Consider the following 20,201-nt stretch of genomic DNA (forward strand, 5'->3'; position numbering starts at 1 on the left):
AAATTTGTGTTAACCACAACAAAAATAAGAAATAAGGAACATGGAAATTCAAAAGATCGCAGAACATATCATTGCTTGGTTAAAAGAATACGCAACACAAGCAGGAGTGAAAGGATTTGTGGTAGGTGTTTCTGGCGGAATAGACTCTGCCGTAACTTCTACACTATGTGCTCGCACAGGCTTGCCAACAGTTTGCGTAGAAATGCCAATTCACCAACATCCAGATCAAGTAAATAGAGCTCAAGAACACATTCTTCAACTAAAAGCAAGATTTACAAACGTAAGCGGAGAACGTGTAGATTTGACAGAAAGTTTTGAAACTTTTAAAACTGCAGTTCCCACTACTGATAACGAAACCATTTTAAATTTGACCTTGGCCAACACTAGAGCTCGTTTAAGAATGACAACACTATATTACATTGCAGGATTGCACAGTAGCTTAGTGGCAGGCACAGGAAACAAGGTAGAAGATTTTGGAGTTGGATTTTATACCAAATACGGAGATGGTGGTGTAGACATTAGCCCAATTGCAGATTTAATGAAAAGTGAAGTATTTGCTTTGGGAGCTTATTTAGAAGTGCCAAATACAATACAAAAAGCAGCCCCTACCGATGGTTTGTTTGGAGACAGCCGTACTGACGAAGACCAATTAGGTGCTAGTTACGATGAATTAGAATGGGCTATGAAACAACAAGACAAAGGTTCTTTATTGAATGATTTTGAAGGAAGAGAAAAAGAAGTGTATGCCATTTATACCAAACTAAACAACGCAAACAAACACAAAATGCTAGAAATTCCTGTTTGCGAAATTCCAGAAACCTGGAAATAAGAATAACAAACACCTAAAAAGCTAAAGCTCTTTATAATTATAAAAATTTTAAAGGGTTTTTATTTTATCTTTAGATTTTCACATCAATACCGTTTCAGACTCGTCAAATTACAAGGATAAAAACGACAATTACACATAGAGACTTTAAATAAATTTAAGAATTACGGCACTTTGGTTTTAGGTCATTCTTTGGGAACTATAGACAAAACCTTATTAGAACATAATTTAACCACAACAAGCGTAACAATATCATGTTGTACAAAAGACAATTTACCGAGGAAAAAGATGCAAAAATAGAGCTTAACAAACTACTTTATGGTATAAGTAGAACTATAGAAGACGAGGCAAAAATCAGACAATTAGTAGTTGATCTTACCAATAGTCCTCGTTTTAAATTAAAAATACCTTACCAAAAACACGACCTAAGTACAAAATAGGTAGACATAGTCATACTTTTGGTATCTTTGCATACAATTGAATACTCAATTAACAATTTTAAACTAGATAGTACATGGCAGACAGCTTTGAAAAAAAAGAAAGAGAAAAGAAAAGAGACAAAAAACGTAAGGATAAAGCGGCACGCAAAGAACAACAAAAATTATCTGGAGAAAAAACTGCTGAATTTATGTACATGGGTGCAGATGGACAGTTGACTACAGAAAAACCAGAATCTTTAATTAGAGAAGAAGTTTCTTTGGATGAAATTCAAATTAGTACTCCTAAAAAAGAAGATTTAGAGCAAGAAGATCCTGTTAAAATTGGAATTGTAAACAACTTTAACAAAGATAAAGGATATGGATTTATCGATCAAAAAGAAACAGGTGAAAGCTTTTTTGTACACATTAACAATGTTGAAGGTACTATTAAAGAAGGAAATAAAGTTTCTTTTGAAACAGAAAAGGGACCTAAGGGTCTTGTGGCTGTAAAAGTAAAATTGTTTGTTGCTTAATTAACTACAAGTCTAATAAATATTTAAAACCTCCAATCTATTTCATATAGATTGGGGGTTTCTTTTTTATGCTTAAACCACATAAAATGAACCAATATTAATGTTGCCTGAAGCACATTTAAAAACTCCTTTATATAATGGGTAAAATTATTTAAGACAATGCAAAGCTCAGACAATTGATTCTTAATTTTTGATGAAAGCTCCGATTTTGGGTTTTGGAACACAACACCAACAGTATTCTATATTCTAAATTTTCAGAAATTCACAAAGATAAAACACTAAAAAAATCACCTCCAATTATCACTTCAAAAACCATCAAAAAAGGAATCTTTGCAAATGTTCAGGTGAAATCGAGTTCTTTAAAAACCGATAGAAGTCTATCAAAAACATCTTTTTAATTTTAGAAAGACAGCTTATTCTGTTAAAAAACTAACCAAAAGTCACTTATCACCCATATTTCTCTAATTTGACAAACCTTTCCTAAAAACAGATTCAACCACTACTTGAATTTAACAAACAATATCAAATTTTATCTCGTTACAACATCATCTAGTTTTTGTCTAGCTATAATTTCACGTTAATTCTCATGCTCAAAGTAGCTTCGTGACTCACTGTTTTAGCTCAATTATTTAGCACCTAACAACAATCACTTAAAATCACTTCATGAAAAAAATTAAAAATGTATTTATAGCCCTTTTTACACTGATGAGTTTTTTGAAAACCAATGCTCAAACTATTGTTAATTTTGACACCGAACGCAACACATCAGCAACAATTGCTAGCGAAATAACCCGACTAGTAAAAGCAAATCCTGAAGCCATTATCCAATTCAATTCACCAGAATACGATTTAGAAGATAAGGTAGTAAATCTCCCAAGAGCCATTACTTTACAAGGAACAACTAACAGCAATGTAGTAAATCTTTCAGGTCACGGAGCAGACAATAGCAATATTGCGACTAAGTTTATAAATTGTCGTCAAATTAATTTTGCGTCTAACGATATTAAAATTAAAAACCTATCCTTAACAAGAATCAACGGAGCTAAATATAGCGTGTTTTTAAATATGATTCATGGTAGTTACAACAATGTAAACAAACCTGATAAGATAATTTATACAGGAATTGAATTCAACAACGTAGAAGTTTCTGGAGGAGGCTATCAAGTAAGAGTAGGAAACGGTATTGAAGGAAAGTTCACCAACGTTTCGTTTTTAAACTTTAACACTATTGGTTTTTGGTTTGATCGTAAAGGAAACGTAGATTCTCATCCTAAAGTAGAATGGACAAATTGTACTTTTTCTGTAAGAAATACTCCAGGTGGTACTCCCGCTTCTGGAACCAATATTGAATTTAATGACAGAGCCATTTCTTTTGATGCAGGAAACACATCGTATCCAATGATTTGGGACCATAGCGGTTCTACCGTAGAAAAGTGTCATTTTATAAATACCGGATTAGGAGCATCTTCTCGTGGTGCCAACCTAATTTTAAACAATAATTTATTTGATGACAATGTTGGAATCGTAGATCTTATACACATAGAAGAATTCTCTAGCAATTTTACCATTACCAATAATATTTTTAACAGCATAGGAGACGCAACCAGCAAAGTCTTAGTTTTTGATAGAGAACTACAAATTGTAAACGATATTTTAATTGCCAACAACACCATCAATGGAGAAATTCAATTTTTTTTATCCGCTTACGCTCCTAACAATATCACCATTGAAAACAACAATTTTACAAATGCTTCTACACAATTAGGAAGTCCATTTATAAATTTAACCTATTATGAAAACGCTACAGACGAACCCATAACCCCAAGAAGTAATCCTGATAGAACTGGAGAATTTTACTCAAAAAACATAATTGTAAGAAACAACACAGGATTAGACAGAGCTGAAACTGGAACTTTTGAAGTAAATTTAAAACAAGGAGACTCCGAAAGCGTTATTGATTTCCCTAGCGCAAGAAGAACTATTAATTATGTAGAAGAACCAAAACAACTATTAGCAAATGGTATTTATGAAATTGTAAACATTGAAACAGGTGGAAATATAATTCCTTCTGATATTGATGGTGGATTAATTACATCAAACACAATAGAAAACAATTCAAGTTGGGAAATTACTTTTGTGCCTCCTTTTACTTACAACATTCAAAATGTAACAACAGGTAATTATCTAGAACTAGCAATTCCCTTTACAGAAAGCAATCTTTTTGGAAACCTAAACAACCTACCTGATTTATATCCTTTTGCAAAAAATAACTATAGCGGACTAGTTTTATCAGAAATTAAAAAGCTACCCTTTTGGAATCTCCTAAAAGAAAACGACAACTATGTTATATTACCTGGTGGAAACGAGAGACAATCAGCAATTGCCGTTACAGATACCATTGCTATTAAAATGATTCCCGGAAAATTTGTTGATCCAAACACAGGCAGAAGAGCACCCGTAGTCTTAGGCAACAATGCCAAATGGAAATTTAGAGCTTTAGATGAAAATTACATTTCATGGAACACAAACCAATGCAAAGAATTCAACACAGGACAAGCTACTCAACAAACTATTAATTATGGAGTCCGTGCAGACAATGAAACAATTAGTTATACACAATTTGGTTTGGCTATTTTAAACACAAGCACCAACGTAGTTACAGAAGTAGGACCGCAAAGCAATCCTTCAGACTCTAGTTCTCCAGCCATAGCTTCGGAAACATTTGACTTTGATATTCCAACAACTATTGCTCCATCAAACGAATTACCTGAAGGACAACAATACATTATACAGGTAAAATTAGCGACACGTTTATCTGGTAATTCATCGGATACTTTTACAACCATCCAAAGCCCTGTAACCATCTACAAAACCATTACAGAAAATGAAATTAGCTGGGACACCAATAGCAATACCATATTTAGTATTGGAGAAACTACAAATCAAACTCTTACTTACAATGTTCTTCCTAGTCAAACCCCAGAATACACTCAATTTGGATTGTTCATCACCAACATTACCAATCATACTATTGTAGAAGTGATAAAACCACAAGCATTTCCTTCTGATGCAAAAAACATCTTACAGAGAGAAACAAAAGAATTTCAATACACGATCCCTACAGGAATTAAAACCTCCGAAGATTTACCCGAAGGACAGCAATACGTAATCAGAACTATTCTTTCTGCAAAAGAAGGAGAATCCGCTAGCAATTACACTGTAGAAACTACTCCTGTTACCGTTGTTGCTCCCAACAACATTACTTGGGACACGAATAGGGATACACAATTTGAAGAAGAAGAAACTTCTTCTCAAACCATTTCATACAACCTTCAAACTACAGACCAAGTTCAGTTTATTCAATTTGGTTTGTTAATTGTAAACGCAACCAACAACAGCTACATAAGCGCTGTAGCCCCACAAACAGACGTAGTAGGAAATAATTCTTTAACAACCGACACTAGAAATTTTAACTTTACCATACCTTCAGGAATTAAAACCTCTGCCAATTTACCAGCCAATCAAAAATATCAGATAAGAGCAAGAGTTTCTTACAAAGATGCTTCAGGAACAGATCATTTTGCACTAGAATTTACAGATGTTATCATTGTTGAGGCAGGAAGTAATTTTGTTACCTGGGATACAAATTCCGACACAGAATTTGAACTTAATGAAACAACTTCTCAAACTATCTCATATCGCGTACAACCTACAGAAACTATTCAATCTGTTCAGTACGGATTGATTATTACCACAGAAACAACAAACGCATACATTAGTGCAGTTGCACCTGGAGCAAATGTAAACGCAAACTACTCTTTAAAAGAAGCTACTAATACATTTAACTTTACCATTCCCAGTGGAATTGTAACTTCAGAAAACTTGCCCAACAATCAAAAATATAGAATCCGCACAAGAATAGATTCCAAAGATGCAGCTAACACTCCTATTGTCACTTTAGAATTTACAGACGTTACTATTGTTGAATCATCATTAGCTGTGGATAATATTAAACAAAACTCATTAACAATCTACCCTAACCCTGTGGCCAACACTTTGTTTTTATCTAAAAACATTAAAGATGAATATACTGTTTACGATATGTTAGGTCAGAAATTATTAAACATCAATACAAGTACTTCTATAGATGTATCAAGCCTAAAAAAAGGACTTTACATACTAGTAAACTCAAAAGGTAGCTATGTTAAGTTTATAAAAAACTAGAGACTTAATAAAAACCCCTTACTAAAATATAGTAAGGGGTTTTATTTCTAAAGAAAACATCTTTAATACATCAATAAATAATTTCGTGTTTTTCCTTTTTTTAAATAGTCTGGTATAGGTGTGTTAAAATAATCTAAACCTTGCTTAGATAAATAGTTTACCAACCTCATCTTTTCTTGATATTTTTCTGAATCTAGCGAAAAAGTCATCGTTCTTAAGTACCCTAGTATCTGAAAACCTCCTGGATTATATTTAACTAATATCACCTTTGTTTTAGCTTTATTATTTTTTTCTTTTGGAAGAGTAAAAACAAATAAACTAGCTAGTTATCGACCGGTTATCGACCAATCGTTAATTATTTACAGCATTTTGGTCGATAAAGTATTTCGTCCCCCTTTTTTCACCTTCTAAACTAATAAGCTTATTATCAATCATTTCATCAAGCTTTCGTTTTACTTTTCGTCTATTAATTTCTAATCCTATCCTTTGATGGATATCACCAATAGAACAAGGTGCGTATATTTTTAAATCTTCTAAAATGAGGTGCTCTAAACGATGTGGCTCTATTTTCTTTAAATCTGTTTTTCCTTTGAAATCTACATTTTTTAAGAGTTCTGGATTTAAATAATATTCGGTAGCCTTTGTTTTTCCTTTACTTAAGACAATTTCATTTTTAAGTAAATCACCCATCCAATACTTTAAAGAATCATTATTTCTTAAGCACAATTTATTTGATAACGCTATAGATGTTAACATACCACTTTGAGCAATTAAACCTAATGCTATAATCTCTTTTTGGTTTAAATTAAACTCATCATTAACATTAGACATCAACCTAACAACCTCTTTGCTAATTATTTGTTTCTTTAAAGTCACAATAACTCTATCATCCCACTCTTCTACAACAGGTTCTGGCTTTCCATTAAACAATTGTATTTCAAAAACCTTATCATAACCACTACCTTCTTTTTCAATCAATTTTAAATCGTGAAAAATTTTAGATAAATGCTGATTACGTTGTACAGATTTAGAAATAATATTTGATGGTGTAACTCCCAAAGGTAATCTACCGGGTGAATGCACTTCTAGTCTATCGTGATATAAGTTTATAAAAATATCTCCTCGCATTGTATAGACTTTATGCACCAAAGCATTTGCTATAATTTCTCTAATCACTTCAATATCATAATTAGGAATTGTTTTTCTAAAAATCCCATCTGATATTTCTATCGATTCTTTCCAATCTGGTAGAGCTATAATTTCATTTAATAATTCTTTTGGGTTTTTCGTAAAATCATCCCAAAGCTTTTTATTTATTTTATTACCTCTTTCATCATATTTAATAAACTGAATCGTAGGAGCATAATGTAATAACGCTCTATCTTTTCTAGTACCAAACCACAGGACACCTAAGTTTGTTACATGCTCATTTGAGGTTAATAGATAATATTCCAAAAGCTCCTCTCTAGACATTTCTCTTACAAAACTACTTATACGCTCTGAATTAATAATATCTAACAACAATGAATCTCTTTTTTGATAATCTATATTTTCTAAAGTAATTTTACGCACTACTTTTTCTTCCCAAACAAAGGCTTGTTTTTCCGAAGCAACTCTTGTCATGTCTTCAGGTAAAAGAGGCCTACACTCATCTGCAACATGCATATAATACTTTCCACTCGAGGTACAAGCAATAGTTTGACTACTTCTTAGTACTTTTAGATTGATATATTCACCTCCATTTTCTGCTATTTCTATAGAAGGAACAATTCCAACATTTAAAGTCAATTGTGGTATGGTCTTACTTATTTTATCTACTAATTCGGGTTTTATTTTTTGAGAAGCCTCTGGCAATTCTTCTTCATCTTCTATACCAATATGTATTTCTCCACCAACACCATTAGCAAAACAAACACAATCTTTAGCTAACTCCGCCCAATCAGCAGTTTTACCTTGTACAAGTTTTAATGACTTTCTATCAAAATGAGAATTCTCTTCCATAAATTTTTAACCTAAAAATAAACATTATTTTCAAGCGTAAATTAAAACTTAGTCAAAAAATTGACCCCCATAAAAAAGCCCCTTACTAAAATAGTAAGGGGCTTTTATTCTTTTGTGGAGACGCCGAGAATACAAAAACACAAAACAACGTACTTCACAAATCCGCCTTATATCACAAAAATACTAATAAACTCAACAATACAAAGGGTTTAATAATAAAATTAACTTTTAAACAGATTGTAACAGTTTTCATTAATTTGCAAACAGCCGTACAAATACCGTACAATAATTTATATTTGTATTGTACAAGCAATATCAGTCATGGCAACAATCAACTATTTATATCGTTCAACAAGGGAAAAATCAACCCTAATTTTGAGACTATTATTTCGCCATAACAACGTTGACTATGCTATTGGAGAAAAAACAAAATTAGAAGTTGAAAAACACTACTGGAGCAAGCAACATAAAAAGAAATCAAAAGATATTGAAATCACTAATAAACAAACTGAAATCAATAACGAACTCAATAAGCTTGACAATCATATTATAAACGCTTTTAACCTTGTTAGTCCTGATACAATAAATAAAGAATGGTTAAAAACTCAAATTGACTATTACTACACCCCACCTCAACAAGAAAAAAACATACCTGTCAATTTAGTTGATTACATAGATTTTTACAATGAATACAGAAAACATGAGGTAAAAGAAGCTTCTAAAAAAAAGTTTAATGTTATTAAACACAAACTGCAAAGATTTGAAAGCTATCGTAAAAAACAAATATTGATTAAAGATGTAAACGATAAATTTAAAAATGAGTTTGTAAACTATCTTAAAAAAGAATTGTACGCACAAAACACAATACAAAGAGAATTAGCCATTATTAAAACATTTTGTAAACACGCACGATTTTTAGGACTTGAAACACACCCACAATTAGACAGTTTAAGACTTGACAAAGTAAAAGTTGAAAAAATATACTTAACTATTGAAGAACTAAATAAAATAGAATTAATAAAAAAAGAAAAACTTACTGATAGTTTAGACAATGCAAAAGATTGGTTAATTATTAGTTGCTACATGGGGCAAAGAATTTCAGACTTCATGAAATTTACACACGAACAAATAAGAATTGAAAACGATAAACAGTTATTAGAATTTACTCAAAAGAAAACTGGTAAAAATATGACCATACCACTACACCCCAAAGTACTAGAAATACTAAACAAAAGAAACGGTAAATTTCCTTATTCCATTTCAGACCAAAAGTATAACGACTACATAAAAGAGGTGTGTAAAATTGCAGAAATTAATTATTTGGTAAATGGTAGTAAAAAAACAGAAACAAAACCTGATAGTGGTATTTATAGAAAAAAAACAGATACTTATCCAAAACACAAACTAATAACCTCCCATATTGGAAGACGTAGTTTTGCTACTAACTTTTACGGTAAAATACCTACTACTTATTTAATATACATTACAGGACATAGTACGGAATCTATGTTTTTAAATTACATAGGTAAAAGCAACAAAGATTTGGCACTAGAAATAACTAAATACTTTTAACTTCCTTTTAAAATATCATTTACTTCACTTCTTAAAAGCAATAAACAATGTCAACATACTTTGGTAAAGAAAACCCTCAAAACTTAGAAAATAAATTAAAAGAACTAAAAAAAAGTAAAGTTGATACTCCACTTCAATACAACAATAAGTTTTTTTATTTTTCTGTATCTGAACAAAAAATATTTGAAGAAAAAGAAGCCTACAGAAGAAATTACCTAAACAAAAAAAAACCTATGTTTCCTTTCAACTGTATTGATTTAGCACCCGAATATTACCAAATAAAACTTGAAGTTTATTTAAAAGAAAGTAAACAAACTTTAAGTACTCTTTACAATGAAAAAGAAGAAACAAAAGAATTTTTAACAAAAGAAATAAATAAAACAAACGAGATTATAGAATATAATATTGATTATATCAAACAACACCCAAACTCAAAGTCATTATCACAACACAGAACAAATAAAATCTACAAAGGGTATTTAATGTTTTTAGAAAAAGAAAAACTAGAACTACAAACCCCAAAAATAAACGAATCCATAAACAATAATCAAAATCTAAATAATTTCAAAAGCAATTATTACTCTGACAGTTGGTATAAATACGAAAATGAAGTCAAAAAAATCAACTCTATTGATGATAAAATCAACTACTGGGAAACTAAAATATATTATTATAAAAAAGAAGAATTAGAACTAGAAATAGACGGATTACAATCATTGATATTAAGTATAGATTTTGAGTTTAGAAACCCAAAAAACTTATTTGGAATAGGTTTTAAAGTCTTTTGCCTAAATAAAATAGAAAAATTAAAGCTAGAAAAAGAGTATAATCCTACACTAAAACCTCAACAAAATACAATTAACGAGAACCTTACAAAACCTGACATCAAAATCAATAAAAGTGATGAGGTTAAAAAAGATTTACATAGTCATATTTTCGTAGGAAAAGCTTTTTATGTTTGGCAAGGAATGTTTGACAAATTTAAAATTGATAAGAAAAAAAGAACTGATATTGATTTTATGTTTTCAGTAATGAAACATCATAAATTAATTCATGATAATATTCGATACGTAGATATACAAAACTGGATCAATGATACTTATGAAATTGCATTTGAAAAAATAAAATTCACAGACTACAAAGCACAATCAAATGAAAAAAGACTAGTTATTTTCAACCAAATAAAATCCATTTAAAAACAAAGGTATGAAGCGTACCCAAAAAGGTACAAAACGCGGTCTTTAAGGGTACAACCCAAAACCAATATTTGCAATGTTAATCACTTAAAAACATTGTAAATGACACAGTCAATTTTATTGCAAAATGTAAGTCCCGAAACATTAACTCAGTTAATTAAAGAGGGAGTTAAAAGTCAATTAGAAGACTTTAAAAAAACTTTAAACACTCATAACCCTAATGAGTTGTTAACACGTGAAGAAACGTGTAAATTCCTACAAATAGACTCAAGTACGCTTTGGCACTGGACTAACAAAGGTAAAGTCAAAGCTTATGGTATTGCAAACCGCCGATACTATAAAAAAGCGGAGTTGTTAGAATGTTTAACACCATTAAAAAAATAAGGCTATGAGTACTACCAATACACAAAGCCTTAAAGATAATAGTTATAAGCAAGGCAAAAATACACAAAGAGCAAATCAAAAGAAAACCATATTTCTGTATTTAAAAGAAAACATTGCAACAGCTTCAATGGTTTCAGATGCAACAGGTATTCCCCAAAAATCTATTTGTAGATACAAAAGAGATTTAGAAAAAAAAAGGTTACTCTATGAGGTTGAAAAAAGAACCTGTAAAAAGACAGGGTTCAAAGCATGGTATTTAACTACAAATCCTGAATTGTTTCCTCCGTCAAACCAATTAGATATTCCATTTAACTATTAAATGTGTAGGTTAAATTATATTCCAATTGATTTTATAAAAGCTGAGGTTATAGGTTTAAGTAAAACAGTTTTTGAAACCAACTCTCTACTAGATTTTATTTGTAAAGTAAGCACAAGCACTGGAGAAATTTTTGAGTACAAAGAAGCTCGTTTTAAGAATTTTAAAATACAAATATTTAATAGTGGGAGAGTTTGGATTTCAGGAAGCATTCATATCTATTCTAATGACGGTAAACACAATTATAACGATATGAATCAAAGTTGTTTTCTAAACACCTTAAAACTGCTAAAAAAAGAGTTATTAATAGAGCCATTTAATTTAAAAATCCTAAATCTTGAATGGGGTTATAACATCATACCATTATTACTAATGAGTAATTATGTTATAGATAGATGCGTACAACATTTATCCGTAGACAAAACCGTAGGAATTGATTGTAAAATAGAGGGTAAATACATTCAATTTAAACACTCTAATTATATTTTAAAAATCTACAATAAAGGTTTACAGTATAAATTAAATAAAGAGGTTTTAAGGATTGAAGTAAAGCAAATGAATTGGTCTAAATACAGAGCAAAAGGAATCTATACACTTGAAGACTTTATAAACTGTGATAAAAAGGTATTTTTTGATGAATTAATTACTCAATGGAACAATATTATTTTTTATGATATTGATAATACAATAACTAAAAAGTATATCGAATACCAAACCAATACATTTTGGAACGAGAGAAACAATTTGTATTCAAGAAAAAACAAAAAATATCATTTAGACAAACTAAAAAAGTTAAACAAAACTATAGGTTACAACACACAAAACAAAATAGTAGAATTATTAATAAAAAAGGGTAACGAATTACAAGTTTAGATTTGGGTAACATATTACATCTTTAATTATAGATACAATTCGTTACCCATAACAAACAAATAATCTTCTCTAATTATTTAGGTTTAAAAAATAATAATATGGCTAAAAATTACACGTTCCCTTTCTTATTTGATGAGGTTAAAAGTTTATCTATTACAGATTTAAAGAAACTTAAATACCTACAACAAAACTACTTAATTAAGGGAACTGTTAACTGGGTTAGACAAGGAGAAAACTCAGGAAGTATAAATATCAAAACTTCATTAAATAAAAATGATAATTATGTTGAATTTAATTACATCTGTAATGATATACAACACAATTACAAAGTTAATTTAGTGTTTACAAAATCAAATCTAAACAAAGGTGATATTTGGTATTTTAAATGCAAATACACTGGAGTAAGATGTAGAAAATTACATTTAATTAATGGCATATTTCAACATAGAAGTATTTTAAAAACTGGAATGTACTCAACACAAACCACAAGTAAAAGCTATAGAGAATTAGAAAAAACACATGGAGCGTATTTTAAATTTGACATTTACTATACAGAGCTACGTAGTAAATATTTTAAAAAATACTATAGAGGGAAACCAACAAAAAGATATTTACGCTTAATGAAATTAACCAGTCAAATACACTAAAAGAACACCGACCGTACATAAATCGTACAATTAAAAAAATAAAAAAACCTAAACACCTACAAGTAAGTTGTTTAGGTTTTTTAATTGTGGAGACGCCGAGAATCGAACTCGGGTCCAAACGAGCAATCGCGTAGCTTTCTACATGCATAGTTTCTATCCAATTGTCGGCAGTGGGCTGGCTAAAAACGACCTACCCAAAACTTAACTTATTGAGTTTCGAAAACGCAGCTAAGTTATACGTTTTCTATCTAGACTTTTACGACACCTCTAAATTGCACGCGGTCTATCAGCGCTGGCATGAGATGCATAGCTTGCTCACCTTGTGAGCCTAGGCCTTATCGTACTATTAATTCAGATAATTAGGCAGCCATGGCGAAAGATTCTTCACCGTTTGTTGTTTTAGAACCTCGATTTACGAGAATGAGTTCCATCTCTCGGCATGCTTACTAGTTAACTGACCTCGCTGTCAAAACCAGTCGTCCCCATATTGTCAAAGAAGTTTGCAAATGTATATATTTATACGCTCAAAACATATACCAATATACAAATAATGAACAATTTGTCAGATAAAGAATATTTAATCAAACTAGCAAACACTAAAATGCCTTTTGGAAAGTACAAAGGCTATGATTTGATTAATTTGCCCGAACATTATATTGTATGGTATAGAACCAAGGGATTTCCAGCAGGAACCTTAGGTAAAATGATGGCTGAGGTGTATGAGCTAAAGCTAAATGGATTAGAAGAGTTGATTAGAAAACTAAAAAACAGACAAACTCCATAACATTCCTAAAGAAGAGTCCAGAAAGATAAAACATCAAATTTCTTTCTTCTGGACTCTAAAATAACAATCTCGAAAAGTTATTTTTTATTGTACAACATCGGGTTCAATTCATCGTCATTGTACATTTTCATTTGCTTGTACACTTTCATGTATTTGTCACCACTCTCAATATCCGTAACCAAATCATCAATAGCCGTAGACAAATCTATTCTTTGCTCTAACAAAATATCTAATTTTTTCTGACACGCTGCTCGGTGACTTTCAGAAGCAGACTCTCTATTTACCTCTTCTGCCATGTGATATATTTTCAATGCCAAAATAGACAATCTGTCAATAGCCCATGCAGGACTTTCAGAATTGATTTTTGCATTGTTCTTAGGCTGTACGTCTGCGTACTTTTGTAAAAAATAACTATCCACATACTCCACCATGTCTGTTCTGTCTTGATTAGAAGCATCTATTCTTCTTTTCAAAGCCAAAGCTTCTATAGGATCTATTTCTGGCAAACGAATAATATCTTCAAAATGCCACTGAACCGTATCTATCCAACATTTTCTGTACAACAAATGCTCCAAAGTACTTGCCTTATAAATATTTTCAAAAGGCTGATCTACATCATCTACTACGTGATATTTCGCAATCACAGCATCAAATATTTTATTAAAATCTTGTGCTTTTAAACTCATCTTAATTAAATTTTCTATCGATTAACAAAAGTAGTCTTTCTTCGTATACTTCTTTTCCGCTCCAATTATACTCCTTTTTTATCATTTTCAAGAAAGATAAAGCTTCTTTTTGCGATTCCATTGTGTTTAATTGCGAAACCACTCTATTAAAATCTTCTTGACTATTGGCAAACAAATGTTTCACAAAAGCAATTCTATCATTCAAGTCTATCTGCAAACTCTTTTGTTGCATCATTGCATCATTGATAGATTTTTTAGGAGCTAATCTTTGTGCATTTTCAAACAAATCTGTCGTTACATCTAAAGAAACTGTAGTTCCAAACTCTCGTTCTAATGTAGATTGCAAAGAAGGTGTTGATTCTTCTATCTTTTCAAATTCTTGTATTTCTTCTTTTTCATGAAACAAATCAACAATAGGTTCAGGCATTTCTTCAAGCTCTTCTACTACTCCATTTTCCACAATTGTTTCTTCAGTTTCAATCTTTATTTCTTCTACAACCACTGTCTCTACTATCTCCGTATTCTCTTCTGCAGTCATTTCTTGCTCCACTACTTCTTCCTCCAACACCTCAACAGTATTTTTTTCCTCAGTGATTTCCACAAAAGTTTCAGTCACCAATTCCTCCATCGTTTTGGTATTTTGAGGAGTTTCTCTTACATATCTCTCCAAAAAAGACAACACAGACAACTGCTCATACAACTTATGAGCTTTATTTTTTAAAGCTTCTACATCTCCTCCATTTTTCATTTTCAGAATACTATGAGCGAGACTCATCAATTCTGCTTCTATTTTTTTTTGCATAAATACTTTGATAAATTTAGGTTAGAGAGGTTGATTTTTATTTGATAAATTTGTGCCACTTATCACTTTGCTAAAAACTTGCAAAATGGATAATACTAACACTGATAAAATTACAAAATGTTTCTGGAAAACACCGTAAACCCAAAAGAACAATTTGGATGGATTGAAGTTATTTGTGGATCTATGTTTTCGGGTAAAACCGAAGAGTTGATCCGTAGATTGAAACGCGCTCAGATTGCCAAACAACGAATTGAAATTTTCAAACCCACTATAGACACCAGATACAACGATGAAGATGTAGTATCTCACGATGCCAATCAAATTCGCTCTACTCCTGTTCCTGCAGCAGCAAACATTCGTTTGTTAGCCAATGATGTTGATGTAGTTGGAATTGATGAAGCTCAATTTTTTGATGACGAAATTGTAAATGTGTGCAACGATTTAGCCAACAAAGGAATTAGAGTTATTGTAGCTGGATTGGATATGGATTTTAAAGGAAAACCCTTTGGTCCCATGCCTTACTTAATGGCAACAGCAGAATATGTAACCAAAGTACACGCTATTTGCACCAAAACAGGAAACCTAGCACACTACAGCCACCGAAAAACTAGCGATGAAAAACAAGTAATGTTGGGTGAGAATGATGCCTACGAACCTTTGAGTCGAGCAGCTTTTTACAAAGAAAATGTAAAAAACAATTAGAATGGAAAACCACCATGTTACGCAGTTAGAAATTGATTTATCTGCTCTAAAACACAATTTTCACTACTTAAAAAACAAAACAAAACGCGGAACCAAAACATTGGCCGTTGTAAAAGCTTTTTCTTATGGTTTGGAACCTGTTGGAATAGCTAACGAACTTGAAAAACAAGGTGTTGATTATTTTGGTGTTGCTTACGCTGATGAGGGGATTAAGCTACGTGAACAAGGAATTACAAAGCCAATCTTGGTTTTGCATGCTCAAACATTCAACTATCCTTTGTTGGTAAAATATTGTTTAGAACCGAACATCTATTCTCTACACACTTTAAAAGAATTTAGCTCTTTTGCCAAACAAGAAAATTTAACGAACTATCCTATTCATTTAAAATTCAATTCAGGCCTAAACAGATTGGGATTCAATTTAGAAGAAGTTGATGAACTTTTGAAACTTGTAACAAAGAACCAAAACATTAAAGTGGTTTCAGCTTTTTCACACATTGCCGCCAGTGAAGATTTGAATGAAAAAGAATTTACCGAAGGTCAGATACATACGTTTGATAAAATCACCACAAAGTTACGTTCAAAATTAACGGATCCTTTTACGGTGCACATGAGCAACACTTCTGGTGTTATCAATTACCCTAACGCTCATTTTGATATGGTTAGATTGGGAATTGGTCTGTACGGTTTTGGAAACGATGCCAAAGAGACATCCAATCTTAAAAACGTAGCTACTTTAAAATCTATTATTTCACAAATCAGAAAAGTACCCAAAGGCAGTAGCGTTAGTTACAACAGAGGACTTATTACTGAAAAAGAAGAGAAAATTGCCATTATTCCTATTGGTCATGCGGATGGGTTTTCTAGACCACTGGGTTGTGGAAACGGATATGTAACCATCAACGGACAAAAAGCATACACTGCAGGAAATATTTGTATGGACATGATTTTAGTAAATGTAACAGAGATTGACTGCAAAGAAGGTGATGAAGTAATTATTTTTAACAATCAACAAACTGTAGAAGAATTTGCTACCATTTGTAACACCATTTCTTACGAAATTTTAACTGCTATTGCTCAGCGAATCAAACGTGTTTTCATCGACTAAATTCACTTTAAAATGGAACCAATAAAAACTAAAACCATCACTTTTTTTAAGGACTTTAAAGCTTTTCTAATGAAAGGCGATATTGTTAGTTTAGCAACCGCTGTTATTATTGGTAGTGCTTTTAAAACCATTGTTAGTTCTTTAGCTGCAGATATCTTAATGCCCATAGTGGGTCTTTTTCTAGGGAACAAAAACGTAAGTAATCTATTTATTGTATTAGGAAAAGGACATTATGAAACCTTGACTGAAGCAAAACAAGCTGATGCTGCTGTGTTGACTTATGGAAATTTTATCCAAGCTATTATAGATTTTATAATCATTGGTTTTGTCATCTTTATATTTATCAAAGCATACGAAAAAACAAAAAAGAAAGAAGTTCCAAAACCTAAAGCCCCTACACAAGAACAATTGCTAACAGAAATCAGAGATTTATTAGCTAAAAAATAATCAAAATCCACTTAGAAATTCTAAGTGGATTTTCGCTTTTTATTAAGAAACTACAAAGGTGATTTTACCTTTCAGACATCGAATTAAAAAAGTAACTTTGCCCCTTTAAATTGAAGCACAACATGTACAGAAGTCATACAAACGGAGAATTAAGAATTGAAAATGCAAACCAAGAAGTTACCTTATCAGGTTGGGTTCAAAAATCCAGAGATAAAGGATTTATGGTTTGGGTAGATTTACGTGATAGATACGGAATTACACAACTTATTTTTGATGAAGACAGAACTCCCAAAGAAATTCTTGACAAAGCTAAAACATTAGGTAGAGAGTTTGTGATTCAAGTACAAGGTACGGTAATAGAACGTGAAGCAAAAAACAAAAATATAGCTACGGGTGAAATTGAAGTTTTAGTAAAAGAACTAACTATTTTAAACGAGGCTAAACTTCCTCCTTTTACCATAGAAGATGAAACAGACGGAGGTGAAGACATCCGTATGAAATACAGATACTTAGACATTCGTAGAAATCCGGTAAAAAACAACCTGATTTTTAGAAGTAAAGTTGCTCAAGAAGTTCGTAACTACTTATCTAATCAAGATTTTATTGAGGTAGAAACTCCTTATTTAATCAAATCTACTCCAGAAGGAGCACGTGATTTTGTTGTACCTTCTAGAATGAATCAAGGGGAGTTTTACGCATTACCACAATCTCCACAAACTTTTAAACAATTGTTGATGGTAGGTGGAATGGATAAATACTTTCAGATTGTAAAGTGTTTCCGTGATGAAGATTTACGTGCTGACAGACAACCAGAATTCACACAAATTGACTGTGAATTAGCTTTTGTAGAGCAAGAAGATATTTTAAACATTTTTGAAGGAATGACTCGTCACTTACTAAAAAAAGTGAACAATGTAGAAATTGGAGACTTCCCTAGAATGACGTTTGAACATGCCATGAAAACTTATGGTAATGACAAACCAGACATCCGTTTTGGAATGGAGTTTGGAGAATTAAACACCGTGGCACAACACAAAGAATTCAAAGTATTTAACGATGCTGAATTGGTGGTGGGTATTGCTGTTCCAGGAGGAGAAAAATATACTCGTAAAGAAATTGACAAATTAATTGAATGGGTAAAACGTCCACAAGTAGGTGCTTTAGGAATGGTCTACGTAAAATGCAATCAAGATGGTTCTTTTAAATCGTCTGTAGATAAATTTTACGATCAAGAAGATTTGGCTGCTTGGGCAAAAGCTACAGGAGCTAAACCAGGAGATTTAATTTGTGTATTGTCTGGACCTGCAAACAAAACTAGAGCACAGCTTTCTGCATTACGTATGGAATTAGCAGAACGTTTGGAATTGAGAAAATCTAACGAATTTGCTCCTTTATGGGTCATAGATTTTCCATTATTAGAATGGGACGAAGATTCTGAAAGATTCCATGCCATGCACCACCCTTTTACTAGCCCTAAAAAAGAGGACATGGCTTTGTTAGATACCGATCCTGGAAAAGTAAGAGCTAATGCTTATGATTTGGTTTTAAACGGAAACGAAATTGGAGGAGGATCTATTAGAATATATGATAGAACTACACAAGAAATGATGTTTAAACATTTAGGATTTACTCCAGAAGAAGCAAAAGAACAGTTTGGATTCTTAATGAATGCTTTTGAATATGGAGCACCACCACATGGAGGTTTGGCTTTTGGATTAGATAGATTGGTTGCTATATTAGGAGGTCAAGAAACTATTCGTGATTTTATTGCCTTTCCTAAAAACAATTCAGGTAGAGATGTAATGATTAACGCACCTGCAACAGTTACCAATGAAGTTTTATCAGAACTAAATATAAATATTACAGTTCCAAAGGTATAAGTTGTAATAAAACTTATAGTTCCTTAATTTTATAAAATTCTTTAAAAGCAATTGGATCTTATATTTTCAAGAAATAAGTAAGATTTTAAATTTGCTTTTAAAGAATTTTTCATCCCATAAAACACGAAGATTATGTTATCAGAAACTATAGAAAAAGCACTAAACAAACAAATACAATTAGAAGCCAATGCCTCAATGAAGTATTTAGCTATGGCCACTTGGGCAGAAGTAATTGGTTACAATGGTGTTGCTGGCTTTTTTTACAAGCAGTCCGAAGAAGAAAGAATCCACATGCTAAAATTGGTGAAATTTGTTAACGAACGTGGAGGTACTGCTAACATCCCTAGTTTAGACGCACCTAAAAGCACTTTTAATGATTTACACGACCTTTTCACTATATTCCTAGAAAGTGAAGAACAAGTTACAGAAAGTATCAATCATTTAGTTTTTCAAACCTTAGAAGAAAAAAACTATACTGTTCATAATTTTTTACAATGGTACGTAGCTGAGCAAGCAGAAGAAGAATCTTTAGCTAGAACTATTTTAGATAAATTAAAAATTATTGGAGACGATAAAAGTGGTACTTATTTATTTGATAAAGACATTGAAAGTATTGTTGCTCAAACAGAAATTAACGCCAAAAACGAATAGTTAATTTAGATTTACTTAAAATAAAACATATATTTGCGCTGATTTTAAGACAGTTAATCAGTGCAAATTATGTTAGATAAAAGAATTGAAAAGGTTATAACCCCAGAATATACGGGATGTTGCTTTGCATATTTAGCAAAAGACAAAAAG

General features: G+C 31.6%; 19 protein-coding genes and 1 other RNA gene. 15 read left to right on the forward strand and 5 right to left on the reverse strand.

The genetic code is table 11. The annotated features are described in order from the left end of the window. Window positions 1-40 precede the first annotated feature (40 nt). The 3 genes from nadE (at window position 41) to Q4548_RS01435 (ending at window position 6,002) form a co-directional block, all read left to right on the forward strand. Window positions 41-829 (forward strand): NAD(+) synthase, encoded by a 789-nt coding sequence (gene nadE, locus Q4548_RS01425; protein WP_303450568.1) that lies wholly within the window; start codon window positions 41-43, stop codon window positions 827-829. A gap of 511 nt (window positions 830-1,340) precedes the next feature. After that, window positions 1,341-1,778, forward strand: coding sequence for a cold-shock protein (locus tag Q4548_RS01430; RefSeq protein WP_303450570.1), 438 nt, complete (start codon window positions 1,341-1,343; stop codon window positions 1,776-1,778). A 663-nt stretch (window positions 1,779-2,441) separates the two neighbouring features. Continuing rightward, complete coding sequence (locus tag Q4548_RS01435; RefSeq protein ID WP_303450573.1) at window positions 2,442-6,002, forward strand: T9SS type A sorting domain-containing protein; 3,561 nt, start codon at window positions 2,442-2,444, stop codon at window positions 6,000-6,002. 62 nt (window positions 6,003-6,064) lie between these two features. On the opposite strand, the gene Q4548_RS01440 is transcribed toward Q4548_RS01435, so the two are convergent. Then, window positions 6,065-6,268, reverse strand: a complete 204-nt coding sequence (locus tag Q4548_RS01440) for a hypothetical protein (protein WP_303450576.1) — start codon at window positions 6,266-6,268, stop codon at window positions 6,065-6,067. Window positions 6,269-6,353: 85 nt separating this feature from the next. Further along, window positions 6,354-8,003, reverse strand: coding sequence for an ATP-binding protein (locus tag Q4548_RS01445; RefSeq protein WP_303450579.1), 1,650 nt, complete (start codon window positions 8,001-8,003; stop codon window positions 6,354-6,356). 375 nt (window positions 8,004-8,378) lie between these two features. Between Q4548_RS01445 and Q4548_RS01450 the strand changes: the two genes are divergently transcribed. The 6 genes from Q4548_RS01450 (at window position 8,379) to Q4548_RS01475 (ending at window position 12,991) form a co-directional block, all read left to right on the forward strand. Continuing rightward, entirely contained in the window at window positions 8,379-9,575 is a 1,197-nt protein-coding gene (locus Q4548_RS01450) for a phage integrase SAM-like domain-containing protein (protein WP_303450582.1), read from the forward strand. 47 nt (window positions 9,576-9,622) lie between these two features. Further along, window positions 9,623-10,771, forward strand: coding sequence for a hypothetical protein (locus Q4548_RS01455; protein WP_303450585.1), 1,149 nt, complete (start codon window positions 9,623-9,625; stop codon window positions 10,769-10,771). A gap of 102 nt (window positions 10,772-10,873) precedes the next feature. Next, on the forward strand, window positions 10,874-11,155 hold the full coding sequence (locus Q4548_RS01460) for an AlpA family transcriptional regulator (protein ID WP_303450587.1): 282 nt from the start codon (window positions 10,874-10,876) through the stop codon (window positions 11,153-11,155). Window positions 11,156-11,159: 4 nt separating this feature from the next. Further along, window positions 11,160-11,474 carry a hypothetical protein gene (locus Q4548_RS01465; protein ID WP_303450590.1) on the forward strand — a complete coding sequence of 105 codons (315 nt, stop codon included), beginning with the start codon at window positions 11,160-11,162 and terminating at the stop codon, window positions 11,472-11,474. Beyond that, complete coding sequence (locus Q4548_RS01470; RefSeq protein ID WP_303450593.1) at window positions 11,475-12,344, forward strand: hypothetical protein; 870 nt, start codon at window positions 11,475-11,477, stop codon at window positions 12,342-12,344. It begins immediately after the preceding gene. A gap of 98 nt (window positions 12,345-12,442) precedes the next feature. Further along, window positions 12,443-12,991, forward strand: coding sequence for a hypothetical protein (locus tag Q4548_RS01475; RefSeq protein ID WP_303450596.1), 549 nt, complete (start codon window positions 12,443-12,445; stop codon window positions 12,989-12,991). A gap of 84 nt (window positions 12,992-13,075) precedes the next feature. Here the strand turns inward: Q4548_RS01475 and ssrA are convergent. Beyond that, window positions 13,076-13,475, reverse strand: a transfer-messenger RNA (tmRNA) gene (ssrA, locus tag Q4548_RS01480). Window positions 13,476-13,541: 66 nt separating this feature from the next. Here ssrA and Q4548_RS01485 point away from each other — a divergent pair. Continuing rightward, window positions 13,542-13,775, forward strand: a complete 234-nt coding sequence (locus Q4548_RS01485) for a DUF3820 family protein (protein WP_303450599.1) — start codon at window positions 13,542-13,544, stop codon at window positions 13,773-13,775. Window positions 13,776-13,852: 77 nt separating this feature from the next. Here the strand turns inward: Q4548_RS01485 and Q4548_RS01490 are convergent, their stop codons facing one another. Both Q4548_RS01490 and Q4548_RS01495 read right to left on the reverse strand, forming a co-directional pair. Further along, the gene (locus tag Q4548_RS01490; protein WP_303450601.1) at window positions 13,853-14,461 is read right to left on the reverse strand and encodes a DUF4254 domain-containing protein; all 609 of its coding nucleotides are present in this window, start codon (window positions 14,459-14,461) and stop codon (window positions 13,853-13,855) included. A gap of 1 nt (window position 14,462) precedes the next feature. Continuing rightward, a complete protein-coding gene (locus Q4548_RS01495) occupies window positions 14,463-15,263 on the reverse strand; it encodes a hypothetical protein (protein ID WP_303450603.1) in 801 nt (266 codons plus the stop codon). 117 nt (window positions 15,264-15,380) lie between these two features. On the opposite strand from Q4548_RS01495, the gene Q4548_RS01500 reads away from it, so the two are divergent. From Q4548_RS01500 to Q4548_RS01520, 5 genes are all read left to right on the forward strand, one after another. Then, entirely contained in the window at window positions 15,381-15,965 is a 585-nt protein-coding gene (locus Q4548_RS01500; protein WP_303450606.1) for a thymidine kinase, read from the forward strand. A 1-nt stretch (window position 15,966) separates the two neighbouring features. Beyond that, window positions 15,967-17,073: an alanine racemase gene (gene alr, locus Q4548_RS01505; protein WP_303450608.1), complete on the forward strand. Its 1,107-nt coding sequence runs from the start codon at window positions 15,967-15,969 to the stop codon at window positions 17,071-17,073. 12 nt (window positions 17,074-17,085) lie between these two features. Beyond that, window positions 17,086-17,520 carry a large conductance mechanosensitive channel protein MscL gene (gene mscL / locus Q4548_RS01510; protein ID WP_408068623.1) on the forward strand — a complete coding sequence of 145 codons (435 nt, stop codon included), beginning with the start codon at window positions 17,086-17,088 and terminating at the stop codon, window positions 17,518-17,520. Window positions 17,521-17,642: 122 nt separating this feature from the next. Continuing rightward, the gene (aspS, locus tag Q4548_RS01515) at window positions 17,643-19,400 is read left to right on the forward strand and encodes an aspartate--tRNA ligase (RefSeq protein ID WP_303450611.1); all 1,758 of its coding nucleotides are present in this window, start codon (window positions 17,643-17,645) and stop codon (window positions 19,398-19,400) included. A 132-nt stretch (window positions 19,401-19,532) separates the two neighbouring features. Further along, window positions 19,533-20,051 carry a ferritin gene (locus Q4548_RS01520; RefSeq protein ID WP_303450614.1) on the forward strand — a complete coding sequence of 173 codons (519 nt, stop codon included), beginning with the start codon at window positions 19,533-19,535 and terminating at the stop codon, window positions 20,049-20,051. Window positions 20,052-20,201: the final 150 nt, after the last annotated feature.

The organism is Wenyingzhuangia sp. 2_MG-2023 (assembly GCF_030548295.1).
In the GTDB taxonomy this organism is placed as follows: domain Bacteria; phylum Bacteroidota; class Bacteroidia; order Flavobacteriales; family Flavobacteriaceae; genus Wenyingzhuangia.

Excerpts from the sequence above, each read along its gene's own strand:
- nadE (WP_303450568.1), top strand. The coding sequence starts at position 41 with ATGGAAATTCAAAAGATCGCAGAACATATCATTGCTTGGTTAAAAGAA.
- Q4548_RS01430 (WP_303450570.1), top strand. The coding sequence starts at position 1,341 with ATGGCAGACAGCTTTGAAAAAAAAGAAAGAGAAAAGAAAAGAGACAAA.
- Q4548_RS01435 (WP_303450573.1), top strand. The coding sequence starts at position 2,442 with ATGAAAAAAATTAAAAATGTATTTATAGCCCTTTTTACACTGATGAGT.
- Q4548_RS01445 (WP_303450579.1), bottom strand. The coding sequence starts at position 8,003 with ATGGAAGAGAATTCTCATTTTGATAGAAAGTCATTAAAACTTGTACAA.
- Q4548_RS01455 (WP_303450585.1), top strand. The coding sequence starts at position 9,623 with ATGTCAACATACTTTGGTAAAGAAAACCCTCAAAACTTAGAAAATAAA.
- Q4548_RS01460 (WP_303450587.1), top strand. The coding sequence starts at position 10,874 with ATGACACAGTCAATTTTATTGCAAAATGTAAGTCCCGAAACATTAACT.
- Q4548_RS01465 (WP_303450590.1), top strand. The coding sequence starts at position 11,160 with ATGAGTACTACCAATACACAAAGCCTTAAAGATAATAGTTATAAGCAA.
- Q4548_RS01470 (WP_303450593.1), top strand. The coding sequence starts at position 11,475 with ATGTGTAGGTTAAATTATATTCCAATTGATTTTATAAAAGCTGAGGTT.
- Q4548_RS01475 (WP_303450596.1), top strand. The coding sequence starts at position 12,443 with ATGGCTAAAAATTACACGTTCCCTTTCTTATTTGATGAGGTTAAAAGT.
- Q4548_RS01485 (WP_303450599.1), top strand. The coding sequence starts at position 13,542 with ATGAACAATTTGTCAGATAAAGAATATTTAATCAAACTAGCAAACACT.
- Q4548_RS01490 (WP_303450601.1), bottom strand. The coding sequence starts at position 14,461 with ATGAGTTTAAAAGCACAAGATTTTAATAAAATATTTGATGCTGTGATT.
- Q4548_RS01495 (WP_303450603.1), bottom strand. The coding sequence starts at position 15,263 with ATGCAAAAAAAAATAGAAGCAGAATTGATGAGTCTCGCTCATAGTATT.
- Q4548_RS01500 (WP_303450606.1), top strand. The coding sequence starts at position 15,381 with ATGTTTCTGGAAAACACCGTAAACCCAAAAGAACAATTTGGATGGATT.
- alr (WP_303450608.1), top strand. The coding sequence starts at position 15,967 with ATGGAAAACCACCATGTTACGCAGTTAGAAATTGATTTATCTGCTCTA.
- mscL (WP_408068623.1), top strand. The coding sequence starts at position 17,086 with ATGGAACCAATAAAAACTAAAACCATCACTTTTTTTAAGGACTTTAAA.
- aspS (WP_303450611.1), top strand. The coding sequence starts at position 17,643 with ATGTACAGAAGTCATACAAACGGAGAATTAAGAATTGAAAATGCAAAC.
- Q4548_RS01520 (WP_303450614.1), top strand. The coding sequence starts at position 19,533 with ATGTTATCAGAAACTATAGAAAAAGCACTAAACAAACAAATACAATTA.